The 12567-nt window shown below is 38.1% G+C and carries 12 protein-coding genes; all 12 read left to right on the forward strand.

Annotated elements, in window-relative coordinates:
* Positions 1 to 130: 130 nt before the first annotated feature.
* The 12 genes from H3Z82_RS01155 (at position 131) to H3Z82_RS01210 (ending at position 12522) form a co-directional block, all read left to right on the forward strand.
* Positions 131 to 943, forward strand: a complete 813-nt coding sequence (locus H3Z82_RS01155; RefSeq protein WP_182202043.1) for an SDR family oxidoreductase — start codon at positions 131 to 133, stop codon at positions 941 to 943.
* Positions 944 to 970: 27 nt separating this feature from the next.
* A complete protein-coding gene (locus tag H3Z82_RS01160) occupies positions 971 to 1492 on the forward strand; it encodes a DUF488 domain-containing protein (protein ID WP_182202044.1) in 522 nt (173 codons plus the stop codon).
* Positions 1493 to 1515: 23 nt separating this feature from the next.
* The gene (locus H3Z82_RS01165; protein ID WP_182202045.1) at positions 1516 to 2538 is read left to right on the forward strand and encodes an NAD-dependent epimerase/dehydratase family protein; all 1023 of its coding nucleotides are present in this window, start codon (positions 1516 to 1518) and stop codon (positions 2536 to 2538) included.
* On the forward strand, positions 2535 to 2951 hold the full coding sequence (locus H3Z82_RS01170; protein ID WP_182202046.1) for a DUF2141 domain-containing protein: 417 nt from the start codon (positions 2535 to 2537) through the stop codon (positions 2949 to 2951). Before H3Z82_RS01165 ends, H3Z82_RS01170 begins: the two co-directional genes overlap by 4 nt.
* 123 nt (positions 2952 to 3074) lie before the next feature.
* On the forward strand, positions 3075 to 3713 hold the full coding sequence (locus tag H3Z82_RS01175) for an HdeD family acid-resistance protein (protein ID WP_182202047.1): 639 nt from the start codon (positions 3075 to 3077) through the stop codon (positions 3711 to 3713).
* 110 nt (positions 3714 to 3823) lie between these two features.
* Positions 3824 to 4285, forward strand: coding sequence for a GNAT family N-acetyltransferase (locus H3Z82_RS01180; protein ID WP_182202048.1), 462 nt, complete (start codon positions 3824 to 3826; stop codon positions 4283 to 4285).
* A gap of 12 nt (positions 4286 to 4297) precedes the next feature.
* The gene (locus tag H3Z82_RS01185) at positions 4298 to 6025 is read left to right on the forward strand and encodes an amidohydrolase (protein ID WP_182202049.1); all 1728 of its coding nucleotides are present in this window, start codon (positions 4298 to 4300) and stop codon (positions 6023 to 6025) included.
* A gap of 178 nt (positions 6026 to 6203) precedes the next feature.
* A complete protein-coding gene (locus H3Z82_RS01190; RefSeq protein ID WP_182202050.1) occupies positions 6204 to 6977 on the forward strand; it encodes a glucose 1-dehydrogenase in 774 nt (257 codons plus the stop codon).
* A 222-nt stretch (positions 6978 to 7199) separates the two neighbouring features.
* A complete protein-coding gene (locus H3Z82_RS01195) occupies positions 7200 to 8102 on the forward strand; it encodes a DMT family transporter (RefSeq protein ID WP_182202051.1) in 903 nt (300 codons plus the stop codon).
* Positions 8103 to 8554: 452 nt separating this feature from the next.
* On the forward strand, positions 8555 to 9964 hold the full coding sequence (locus tag H3Z82_RS01200; protein WP_182202052.1) for an NAD(P)-binding domain-containing protein: 1410 nt from the start codon (positions 8555 to 8557) through the stop codon (positions 9962 to 9964).
* Positions 9965 to 10114: 150 nt separating this feature from the next.
* Entirely contained in the window at positions 10115 to 11566 is a 1452-nt protein-coding gene (cls, locus tag H3Z82_RS01205) for a cardiolipin synthase (protein WP_182202053.1), read from the forward strand.
* A 209-nt stretch (positions 11567 to 11775) separates the two neighbouring features.
* Entirely contained in the window at positions 11776 to 12522 is a 747-nt protein-coding gene (locus H3Z82_RS01210) for an SDR family NAD(P)-dependent oxidoreductase (RefSeq protein ID WP_182202054.1), read from the forward strand.
* Positions 12523 to 12567 lie beyond the last annotated feature (45 nt).

The following is a 12567-nucleotide window of genomic DNA, read 5'->3' on the forward strand; positions in this document are numbered from 1 at the left end:
GTAAGTTGAGCACTATCAAATCTTTGCTTTCTGTAGGCAAGTCTATTTCCTGCCTATACGGCAGGGTATAAGCGTAGCGATCTTGATTCCATATCAAAAAAGAAACGATTAATCTATATATACTTTAAAAATGGATGTTAAAAAAACACATATTGTAATTACGGGAGGCGCTGGTGGAATTGGGCAGGCATGTGCTCAAGCTTTTAAGGATCAACCAATAATTATAACTGATTATTCGCAGGATCAAGTTGATAAAACAGTCGAATCTTTGTTAAAAGACGGCTTTGATGTGTCAGGAATTTCTTGTGATATCACGGATAAAAAAGATATAGACAAGCTTACTAAATTTGTTTCTGACAAAGGTGCACTAAAAGCATTGATACACACCGCTGGGGTCAGCGGTACAGTTAAAGATCTGAAAAAAGTGTATACCATTGATTTGGTTGCAACTGAGCTTTTGATAAATGCTTTTTATGAACTTGCCGAAAAAAATTCGGTGGCGGTATTGCTTTCTTCCATGATGGCGCATGCTGTTCCTGCAAACCCTGAATATGATGAAGCGCTTATCAATCCACAAGCGTCAGAATCTTTTGACATTGTGAGTAAGTTTGTTGACGGTTCTTCAGATACTATGTACAATTTTGCAAAACGAGGCGTTCATTTGCTTTCTCATAAATATGCGAGTAAATGGGGCGGAAAAGGTGCGCGAATAGTCACCGTCTCACCTGGTGTGATTGAAACCCCCATGGCGTTGAAAGCAGCCGAAGAACATCCTGAACGAATGGAAAAAATTAAACAGGCAACACCTTTAAAACGAAATGGTCAACCAGAAGATATTGCCGGAGTTGTCCGTTTTTTAACCACTGAAGCCGCCAGTTTTATTACGGGGACTGATATATTAGTGGATGGTGGTGTGATTCAGAACATCAAAAAAATGGGATAAAACCGTTGAGATTAAAAACACCTCGATATGGAGCATAAAAAGACTATATGGACTATTGGACATTCAACCAGAACTTTTGAAGAGTTTTTGGAACTGCTCAATGGTGATGAGATAGCCTTACTTATTGATGTGCGTCGTTTTCCAGGTTCGCGAAAATTTCCGCAATACAACACAGAAGCGCTCGAATCTGCCTTAGGTGAAAATGGCATAGGGTACAGACATATAGAAGCTTTGGGCGGACGCCGTAAAGCCTCCGAAAATTCTAAAAACACCGTATGGAATCACCCATCCTTCAGAGGTTATGCTGATTATATGGAAACTTCAGAATTTAAGGACGCCTTCAAAACGTTAGAATCCGTTGCTGCTGACAAAAGATGTGCCATCATGTGCTCTGAAGCGGTTTGGTGGCGTTGTCATCGCTCCATGATTTCGGATCTACTTAAGGCAAATGGTTGGAAAGTCATTCATACAATGGGCGAAAACCAGCATCAAGAACACCCGTTTACAAAACCGGCAAAAGTAGAAGATGGACAATTGTCCTATCAGTAAATAATAATCGGAAATAAACCTCCATGAAAAAGAAAAATATTTTACTAACAGGTGCTTCCGGAACGGTAGGTTTTGAAGTATTAAAACAATTGATAGAAAAAGAAGACTATGACATCACGGTTTTTGATAAAAAGACGAAGCTCTCAGAAGAGAAATTAGAGCCGTTTGCCAGTCAAATTAATCTTATTTATGGGGACATTTCAAATCCAAAAGATTTAGAGTTCATAAGAAATATTGATGCGGTAATTCATTTGGCTGCTATCATTCCACCCGTGGCAGATGCGTATCCAGAGCTTGCCAAAAAAGTAAATATTGATGGCACCCACCATTTGATTAAACATTTGGAAGCGCATTCGCCAAAGGCATTTTTTATGTATAGCTCCAGCATTTCTGTTTATGGTGATCGTGTCGAAAATCCGTATATAAATGTGGGTGATGCACTTACACCGAGTGACGGAGATGCCTACGGCGAAACAAAAATAGCCGCAGAGAAGTTAATCCAAGAAAGCCATTTGGATTGGACAATTTTTAGATTGGCCGCCATTATGGGCAATCATAAAATGAGCAAATTAATGTTTCATCAGCCCTTAAATACGGCATTGGAGATTGCTACGCCTCGAGATACCGCACGTGCCTTTGTTAATGGCATTGAGAAGCAACAGGAACTGTCCAAGAGGATTTTTAATTTGGGAGGAGGCGAAAGTTGTAGGATCAGTTACGAACATTTTTTGGAACGCTCTTTTGCAGTTTTCGGTCTTGGAGATGTCGATTTCCCGGAATATGCATTTGCGGATAAAAATTTTCACTGCGGATTTTATGCCGATGGAGATGACTTAGAGAATATCGTTCAATTTAGAAGGGATAGTTTGGAAGATCATTTTGAAATGGAGGCTAAAAAAGTATCCTCATTAAAAAAAACTGCTGCGTCACTTTTTAAAAAACCTATCAAGTGGTTTTTACTAAAAAAGTCAGAACCTTATCGCGCGTTTAAAAGGAAAGACGCCGAACAAATGCACCATTATTTTAATCTAAAATCAAAATTATGACTACTATAATCTTATACCTATCATTTATAGCAAGTTTTTTCGGACATGACAACCCGCAATTAACCGTTCACGTTAAAAATATTAAGTCGCTTAAGGGCGAAATCATTATCGGCGTCTTTAATACCGATAAAGACTTTTTGAAAGACGGGGTGGCCATCAAAAACTACACAATTTCTGTTGATGAAGTCAACGAAACCATTGTAATAAACGATTTGCCAAAAGGTGAGTATGCCTTGTCATTGTATCATGATGAAAATTCTGATAACGAATGTAATCGAAATTTTCTTGGAATTCCAAAGGAGGCTTATGGCTTTTCAAACAATGTCAAACCAAAGTTCTCGGCCCCTTCCTATGAAGAATGTAAGTTTATGTTGGTAGAAAATAAGACCTTGGATATTATATTGTTGCACTAATCATACAATACTCTTATTTATTCTATTAGGACTAAGCTGATGCATGTCATTGATATTACCCGTTATTCAATTTAAATTAGCATTAGAAAAAAATAACTTATCAATTACTTAAAAACTTAAATTATGGAACCAACATTCTTAAAATCAATTAAAAGTGCTATCAAACATTGGTACATTCCTCTGCTTGTAGGTGTGTTTTTTATCATTGTCAGTATTGTTGCTTTTACCTCGCCAGGCAGTTCATTGCTTACTTTGTCCTTTCTTTTTGCATTATCGTTCTTATTTGGTGGCATTTCAGAGGCGGTTTTTTCTGTCGTTAATAGACATCAATTGGAAAATTGGGGCTGGTCTTTAGCATTTGGAATTATTACTTTTATTGTTGGAATATCTCTCATGAGTCATCCGGCTCTGTCCATCAGTGTCATGGCGTTCTATATTGGTTTTATCATCCTCTTCCGATCGGTTTCTGCCATTGGCTTTGCTATGGACGTCAAACGATATGGCGATAAAAATTGGGGATTATTATTGGTTTTAGGAATTTTAGGTACTATTTTTTCCTTTATTCTTATTTGGAATCCATTGTTTGCTGGCTTGAGTATTGTGGTCTTGATAGCCTTGAGTTTTATGTTTGCAGGACTTTTCAGTATTGTTTTGGCTTTTCAATTGAAAAGATTGCATAAATCATCTAAAAAGATATCCGCAGAACTAAGAAAACGTTATGACGATTTAGTAAAAGATATCGACACAGAATGGAACTCATAATAAGTAATTTCCATTAAAATAAATTCATCCAAAGCACACTTATCAGTGATGCAATCAAAGAATTCTATTTTAGGACAATAATTGACTGTGCAAACCTTAAAAAATCAGATATGAATATCAGAAGTGCAACATTAGAAGATCTTGAATCTGTGCATCAAATAGAAACCTTAAGTTTTGACGATGGAAGTTATCCGCCATTTGTTTTAAGGCAATTTTTTGATATATCCCATGAGTATTTCTTGGTGGCAGAAGACGAGGGAAAGATTCTCGGTTATGTGCTGGGTAATATCAATAAGAATACAAGCCAGGGTTGGGTGTTGTCTTTAGGCGTTCACCCTGAATCACGGGGAAAAAAATTAGGAAAACTACTCACGGAAAAACTTGTTGAACTTCTTGAAAACGATTTGAGCACAGAAATCTGCTTGACAGTTCACCCTGATAATACAATGGCCAAAAAAATATATGAGAATCTCGGATTTAAAGCGGTAAAGACTTTTGATAATTATTATAATGATCTTGAGGCAAGATTATTAATGAAAAAGCAACTCATCACTTTACGGTTTAACGCTTAAGCAACATCAAATATGAAACCATCCATTTTCATTATTTTTATAATGACCCTATTTTTTAACTGCAAAGACAGCGAAAACGCAGATATAGACAATACAAATACTTCTCAAATTTCTCAGCTATTTTATAATGGAGATATTATTACAATGGCATCAGATCAAGCAGAATATGCTGAAGCAGTTGTTGAGGAATATGGCAAGATTGTTTTTGTTGGAAGTCAGAAAGATGCCGAATCAAAATATGGAAATGCCAAAAAAATTGACCTTAGCGGAAAAACCCTATTACCAGGCTTTATCGATCCGCACAGTCACTTTGGGATGGTATCCAATACAATGGGGCAGGTTGATCTTAATCCGGAGCCAGTTGGAACAGTGGTCAATATTAACGACATTTTAAAGACATTAGAAACGTTCAAGAAAGAACGTAACATTCCAGACGGCGAATGGATTTTTGGTTGGGGTTATGACGATGGTCAGTTGGCTGAAAATCGCCATCCTACCAAAAGAGACATCGATAAAGTATTACCAAACAATCCGGTATATTTACAGCATACCAGTGGACACATGGGTGTTGCCAACAGTTTGGCGCTTGAAAAACTGAATGTCAATTCTGAAAGTAAGAATCCCGAAGGTGGCAACATCGAGCGTTTTCCCAATTCAAAAGAGCCAACGGGATTGGTTCAAGAGACTGCCATGTACCCTTTTGTAGGCAATATGTTGGAGATCCTGGCGAAAGATCAGGAAACTTTTTTTGATACAACACAAGAGTACTATGCGTCCAATGGAATCACTACGGCACAAGATGGCATGACGGATAGGAATACCATTCGGTTTATTCAGTCGCAAGCCGATGCGGGAAAATTAACTATCGATTTGATTTCACTGGCAGGTTATGCTGAATTGGACAGCAACGTCAAAGACAGTACGTTGCATTTCAAGAACTACAAAAACGGATTTAAAGTTCAAGGCACAAAAATCGTAGCCGATGGATCGCCACAAGGTAAAACAGCATATTTCACCGAGCCCTATCTCACTGAAGTTCCGGGTTGCCAGGATGATTGTAAAGGGCTGCCCAGTTTATCTCAAGAAACTATTAACACTTTGTTTCTTAAAGCATACGAACACGATAACCAATTATTCATTCATTGCAATGGCGATGCCACAATAGATATGATTATTGAAGCCCATGAAAATGCCTGTAAGCAATTGAACCAGCCTTTGGACAAAGACCGGAGAACCATACTCATTCATGCTCAATTTGCCCGTGCTGATCAGCTGGAAACGTTTGTGAAATACAAGATGGAACCTTCATTTTTTACGAATCACGCCTTTTTTTGGGGCGATGCCCACGTAAAGAATTTAGGAAAGAAAAGAGCGGCATTTTTAAGTCCGATGGTTTCTGCCAAGAAATTAGGTTTAAGGCCCACCAACCATTCTGATGCAACGGTAACGCCCATTGCTCCGCTTTTTACTGTTTGGTCTGCGGTCAACCGTATATCACGTTCAGGTGCCGTCATTGGTGAAGCTGAGAAAGCTACGCCTTACTTGGCTCTGCAGGCTATTACAAGTAATGCAGCCTATGAGTTTTTTGAAGAAGATTTAAAAGGTTCGTTGTCTGACGGTAAACTGGCGGATTTTGTGATTTTAGATAAAAATCCTCTAAAAATAGAACCTATGGAAATCAAAAACATTCAGGTTTTAGAAACAATAAAAGAAGGTAAAACAATATTTAAGAAGGAATAGAATTGGGCTTTAAAGTGGTTATTCGGCGCTATAGTATGCAACAAGACGAATAATAAAAGTACAATTTAAAAGTATGGCTTCAAGGTTTTGAATACCCTGCAAGAATTAAGATTATGCAGAATGGAAAATCAATTGTCATATTCAAATAGACAACAACATTAAACAATAAATATATATTATGGAGATATCAAAACTATTTGACTTAAAAGGAAAAACCGCCATAGTTACAGGCGGGGCTAACGGAATCGGTAAAGCAACAGCCATTTTATTGGCAAGACACGGTGCGAATATTTCCATCGGCGATTTCAATTTGGAAGATGCCAAAAAAACAGTTCAAGAAATTGAAGCACTAGGTGTTAAAGCGATTGCAGTGGCTTGTAATGTCTTAAAAGACGACAATTTAGTAAACCTTATAGAGACTACGGTAAAAGAATTGGGCGGCATCCACATTTTGATCAATAATGCTGGCGGGGGAGGCGGCGGACGTGAAAATCCGTTCAAAATTTCTGTTGATGATATCAAACGCGATTATGATTTGAATGTGTTCAGTGGTTGGAGGTTGTGTCAATTGGCAGTGCCGCACATGAAAAAGGAAGGCTATGGCTCTATTGTATTTACAACTTCAATGTCAAGCGTAAATAAAAGCCCAAACATGAGTGGCTATGGCGGGTCAAAAGCAGCAGTAAATCATACAGTTGCCAACTTAGCACACGATTTTGGACCTGAAGTGCGTATCAACGCCGTTGGTCCAGGAGCAACGCGGACAGCAGCTTTAGAAAGTGTTTTGACACCAGAAATTGAAGCCACCATGTTGAAACATACGCCAATTAAACGTTTGGGAACGGCCGATGATATTGCTGGAGCTATGTTGTATTTTGCAGCACCAATTTCGGAGTGGGTGAGTGGTCAAACACTTTTTGTGAATGGCGGTGGAGAGCAAACTTTAGAGTAATTATAGCAATCAATTTATATAAGATTGCAGTAGTTTCAATGTTGAAACCTCGCTATATTTGCCGCTGTCTAAAAATGTGAGATTTCCTATTTTATAAATTTTGCTGATATCGGATATGTCAATGTTAGAGGCTAAGTAGATGGCTAGCTATAATGGACTTTTGAAGAATCAATGACTACTACAAAACTCACGATTGAATTCAGATTTTAAAGTTGTTGGCCCATGGGAAAAGTATTAAACAATCGTTGGTTTCTTTTCATTATCATCTCCCTCACCTGGGGAAGTTCCTTCATTTTGGTAAAAAAGTCTTTACTCGGGTTTTCGCCTTATGAGATTGGCGCCATTCGGGTGGCTATTTCTGGATTGTTACTTAGTTTTATTGGCCTACCGGCTATTTTTAAAATGCCCCGAAAAACTTTGTTTTGGGTGATTATTGCAGGATTCTTCGGTAATTTTTTACCCATGTTTCTATTTCCAATAGCGCAACAGAAGGTGAGTAGCTCATTGGCGGGAATTTTAGACGCCTTGTTTCCTATGTTCGTCTTAGCTTTTGGATTTCTGCTTTTTGGAATAAAAAGTAGATGGTCTCAAGTATTGGGTGCCGTCATAGGTTTTTTGGGAGCAGCAAGTCTTATTTATTTTTCTGAGGCCAATACCGACAGTTCACAATTTTGGTATGCCATGATTGTGGTCTTGGCAGGGGCTTCTTATGGAGTGAATGCCTTATTGATAAAGGAGAAAATCCCTAACTTGTCTTCCATCAAATTAACTGCTGCCGTATTTACGTTTTGGGCCATTCCTTCTATAGTCGTATTATTTTTTACGGACCTGTTCCAAAATTTTGAATGGACACCCGAGCGGACCGAAGCCATGAGCTATCTCGGATTTTTAAGCATTTTCGGAACTGCGGTGGCCATGTCTTTATATTATAAACTCATTCAAAACACATCGCCAGTTTTTGCGAGTTCAGTGAGTTATGTTCTGCCCATTGTAGCCGTAATCTGGGGCGTCTTGGATGGTGAGAAGTTCACGTTTTGGTATCTCATTGGTGCTGTACTAATTGCCATCGGTATTTATCTTATTCGCGAAAAGAAAAAAAATCCATTCTTGCCACCTCCGAAATAATCGTTTAGAAAAGTTTAATGTCGGCCAAAAAATGTAAAAAACTAATGTATCGAAATCATGCCAAATATTCGATATGAGTTTAAGAATAATACTTTTGGTTTTAATAAATAATCCTACGGATTCAGGTTAATTGAAACAGGGCTCACCTGCTTTCAGCCAGGATTTTGATTTCCTCCTAAACCCTCTCTGTTATTATACTTTTTTTGTGAATAAGAGGTAAGGTTTTATGATTTTTTTATGTTCAAGAACTTGTGGGAACCATCGTAAAACATTATATTATCCGCTTCACAAAGATGACGCTAAAACTTAGGTTTTGCCCTTAATTTCAGGTGGCTTGCGTTATTTTTTTTTGCTGCAATATCGCAGCTTTAAACATAACATTTAATTAATAATTGTCTGTATATCCATCTCGGATAAGATGTTTTATGCAGATGCAAAATCTATAACTATATATGATCAACAAACGAAAAACGAAGAAAAAACGCGTGGGCATCATTGGCGCAGGTCCAAGTGGCTTAGCGCAATTAAGAGCGTTTGAAGCCGCAAAACATGCGGGATTGGAAGTGCCAGAGGTGGTATGCTTCGAGAAACAGAGTAATTGGGGCGGTATGTGGAATTATTCTTGGCGCACCGGCGTAGGAAAATATGGAGAACCGATTCATGGTAGTATGTATAAGTACCTGTGGTCAAACGGACCAAAAGAATGTTTGGAGTTTTCAGATTACTCATTTGATGAGCATTTCAAAAAACCTATTTCGTCCTATCCTCCAAGACCTGTATTATTCGATTATATCCAAGGACGGATTAAGAAGAATAAAATTCGTGATTATATCCGATTTGATACCACTGCGCGTTGGGTCAATTACAATGATGAAACCGAGAAATTTGAAGTTGTTTTTGACGATTTGAAAATTGATAAAACTTATACAGAAGAATTTGATTATCTCGTTGTAGCTTCAGGTCACTTTTCAACACCTAATATGCCTTATTTCAAAGGTATCGAACAGTTTCCGGGGCAAGTTATGCATGCCCATGATTTTAGAGGTGCCGACCCCTATAAGGATCAAGACATCTTAATTATTGGAAGTAGCTATTCGGCCGAAGATATCGGTGTACAATGCCACAAGCACGGTGCAAAGTCGGTCACTTTAAGTTATCGAAGTAATCCAATTGGGGTGAATTGGCCAGAGAGCATCAAAGAAGTACCATTATTGACCCATTTTAAAGATGACATTGCATACTTTAAGGATGGTACCAGTGAAAGATTTGATGCGGTGATCATGTGTACCGGCTATCAGCATAAATTCCCGTTCTTGCCGGATGAATTTCGTTTGAAAACCAAAAATAATCTCTATCCAGATCATTTGTATAAAGGTGTTTTCTTTAACAATCTACCTAAATTGATCTATTTAGGAATGCAAGATCAATATTACACTTTTAATATGTTTGATGCTCAAGCTTGGCTTGCAAGAGATTATATGATGGATAAGTTTGAAATGCCATCAAGAAGAGAAAGACGTGTGGATATTGATCGATGGTTGGAAGCCAATGATAAATTGGAAGATAGCTTTGATCATGTTGATTTTCAAGGAGCATATATTAAAGACTTATTGAAACTGTCTGATTATCCAGATTTTAACGTTGATGAAGTAGGGGTAATGTTTAAAGAATGGCTCAAGGATAAGGATGATAATATCTTAACCTACCGTGACAAAACCTTTAAGAGTGTCGTGACGGGTACTATGGCGGAAACGCACCATACAGAATGGATGGATGAGTTGGACGACAGTAAAGAGCGGTATTTATATCAGGAAGAAAGTGAAGAGGCCTTAGAGGAGGTTGTTGGAAAACAGCCAGTTTAAGTCCTACAGGCACTTTAAGACAATAAACTAATATTAAACAGACCTCACAGTATGCCGATCAAACCGGAACTGTGAGGTCTTTTTTTATTTGAATTCATCTTAAGATAAAAAAATATCTTAATTTAACCATATAAATGTCGTCTCTACAATATGAATTGGATAATATTTGCAGAAATTGCTTACGCACTTTTAGTAATTATCGTTATTTTAAGAGTGCTACTTGATACGCGGAGTAGCACAAAAGCATTGGCCTATATCCTTTTTATCATCTTTGTTCCGTTTATCGGAATGATATTTTATTTTTCTGTTGGCATCAATTACCGCAAGCGAAAGCTGTATTCAAAAAAGATTGTTGACGATGAGCCGTTTCGAAAAAGTATTAAGGAGCGTATGAATATTTATTCGGAATCTATAAGTAATTCCGGATTGGTAGCATCAGAATATCAGAATCTTTCTGAATTTATCCTTCGTTCAGGATTTAGTCCGCTCACGGCAAATAACAAAGTGAAACTACTGGTTAATGGAGAGGAAAAATTCCCAGAATTATTAAAAGCCTTAGAAAATGCGAAATCGCACATTCATATAGAGTATTATATTTATGAAGACGACATTACAGGAAACGCGGTGGCAGACGTTTTGATTAAAAAAGCGCGAGAAGGTGTAGAAGTACGTTTTATGTATGATGATTTTGGTAGTCGTCTTGGTAAAGCCTTCATCCAGAAATTGGAAGATGCGGGTGTTCAAACCGTTCCATTTTATAAAATTATCTGGTATGCTTTTGCCAACCGACTCAATTATCGGAATCATCGGAAAATAATAATTATTGATGGCACGGTCGGATTTATTGGAGGCATTAATATGAGTGATAGGTATCGGAATGATTTTCAGACAGACAATCACTTATATTGGCGTGACACCCATTTGATGATTGAGGGACAGGCAACCGCTTATTTGCAGTATTTATTTTTATGCGATTGGAATTTTTGTAGTCCAATGCGTTTTGACTACAGTAAGGTTTATTTTCCTGACCAAACCAAACATGAAATAATAGACAATGATGTAGTACAGATTGCTGCTTCAGGTCCGGATAGTCCACAGCCCGTCATTTTCTATTCGTTATTGGAGGCCATTGGCTCAGCTAAGAAAAGAATTTATATTGCAAGTCCGTATTTCATTCCAGGTGAAAGTTTAATGGATGTCTTAATCATTGCTGTTCAGAGCGGTTTAGACGTTAAAATTATAATTCCTGGAAAATCGGATTCTAAGATGGTCGATGCCGCAGCACGGGCTTACTATACCGAATTGCTTCAGTTTGGCGCTAAAATTTATAAATACAACAAAGGGTTTATACACGCAAAAACGATGGTTATTGATGATAATTTAGCTATCGTCGGATCGGCCAACATGGATTACAGAAGTTTTGATCTCAATTTTGAAGTCAATGCGATGGTTTACAGCAAGGAGGTAACGAAACAGCTTACTGCAGTATTTGATGAAGATTTGAATGATTCAGAACTCATCGATGCGGAAGCGTGGCTCAGACGTCCCAAATACATGAAATTATGGGAACGGATGGTGCGATTATTATCACCTTTTCTTTAATTTTATACCTCTTTTGATATTAAGTTCTGTTGGTAAAACACTAAGCTTTTTAACGCAATAGGGGCGTTTAAGAGTTTAGAAGCCCCTGGGATCCGTTCGGTCAGCACAAGCAGGCAAGTCTTTTTAGTAGGTAAGCTTTGGTTTATTGAAGTAGCGGTAAATAACTGAAATATAATCATTTAATAGATTACACTAATAAATAGGAAACAATGAAAAATTTAGAAAATCATGTAGTTATCATTACCGGCGGAGCGGCTGGAATAGGAGGAGCTATCACGACGGTGTTGACAGAGAGAGGTGCCTCTGTAGTAGCTGTAGATCTTAACGAAGTAGCAGGTAAGGAAAAGGAAGCATCAAATCCCACACAGATTGCATTTTTAAAAGGAGACATTTCTAAGGAATCCGTGGCTAAGGAGGCCGTTGACATGGCTATTTCCAAATTTGGTAAGTTGACGGGCGTGGTCAATAATGCACACGCTTCCCGCCAAAAACCCTTAATGGAATTAACTGAAGAGGATTGGGCATTATCTATGGATACAGGACTGACTGGCACGTTAAATTTTATGAAAGCCGCGTATCCTGAGCTAAAAAAATCGGGAGGTGCCATTGTAAATTTTGGATCTGGTGCCGGTTTATTAGGTCAAAAAAATCAAGCGAGTTATGCCGCAGCAAAAGAAGCCATCCGCGGATTGTCTCGTGTGGCAGCCAATGAGTGGGCAGAAGATGCTATACGAGTCAATGTTGTTTGTCCGTTGGCGTTTACCGAAGGTGTTGCAAAATGGAAAGAAGCCCATCCTGAACAATATGAGGAGGTAGCAAGTAAAAACCCAATGAACCGTTTTGGCGACCCACAAAAAGATATTGCTCCCATAGTAGCATTTCTATTAAGTGACGACAGCCAGTACATGACTGGTCAGACCCTTATGGCAGATGGCGGCGATATAAAATTGACCTAATACGGCATTGATTTAGAGGGTTTTGAAAGTTTAATGCTCTAAAAA

The sequence above is a fragment of the Gelidibacter maritimus genome, from assembly GCF_014062315.1.
Classification (GTDB): Bacteria; Bacteroidota; Bacteroidia; order Flavobacteriales; family Flavobacteriaceae; genus Gelidibacter; species Gelidibacter maritimus.

Bases quoted from the DNA above. Each gene is read 5' to 3' on its own strand.
- H3Z82_RS01155 (WP_182202043.1), top strand. From the start codon at position 131: ATGGATGTTAAAAAAACACATATTGTAATTACGGGAGGCGCTGGTGGA.
- H3Z82_RS01160 (WP_182202044.1), top strand. From the start codon at position 971: ATGGAGCATAAAAAGACTATATGGACTATTGGACATTCAACCAGAACT.
- H3Z82_RS01165 (WP_182202045.1), top strand. From the start codon at position 1,516: ATGAAAAAGAAAAATATTTTACTAACAGGTGCTTCCGGAACGGTAGGT.
- H3Z82_RS01170 (WP_182202046.1), top strand. From the start codon at position 2,535: ATGACTACTATAATCTTATACCTATCATTTATAGCAAGTTTTTTCGGA.
- H3Z82_RS01175 (WP_182202047.1), top strand. From the start codon at position 3,075: ATGGAACCAACATTCTTAAAATCAATTAAAAGTGCTATCAAACATTGG.
- H3Z82_RS01180 (WP_182202048.1), top strand. From the start codon at position 3,824: ATGAATATCAGAAGTGCAACATTAGAAGATCTTGAATCTGTGCATCAA.
- H3Z82_RS01185 (WP_182202049.1), top strand. From the start codon at position 4,298: ATGAAACCATCCATTTTCATTATTTTTATAATGACCCTATTTTTTAAC.
- H3Z82_RS01190 (WP_182202050.1), top strand. From the start codon at position 6,204: ATGGAGATATCAAAACTATTTGACTTAAAAGGAAAAACCGCCATAGTT.
- H3Z82_RS01195 (WP_182202051.1), top strand. From the start codon at position 7,200: ATGGGAAAAGTATTAAACAATCGTTGGTTTCTTTTCATTATCATCTCC.
- H3Z82_RS01200 (WP_182202052.1), top strand. From the start codon at position 8,555: ATGATCAACAAACGAAAAACGAAGAAAAAACGCGTGGGCATCATTGGC.
- cls (WP_182202053.1), top strand. From the start codon at position 10,115: ATGAATTGGATAATATTTGCAGAAATTGCTTACGCACTTTTAGTAATT.
- H3Z82_RS01210 (WP_182202054.1), top strand. From the start codon at position 11,776: ATGAAAAATTTAGAAAATCATGTAGTTATCATTACCGGCGGAGCGGCT.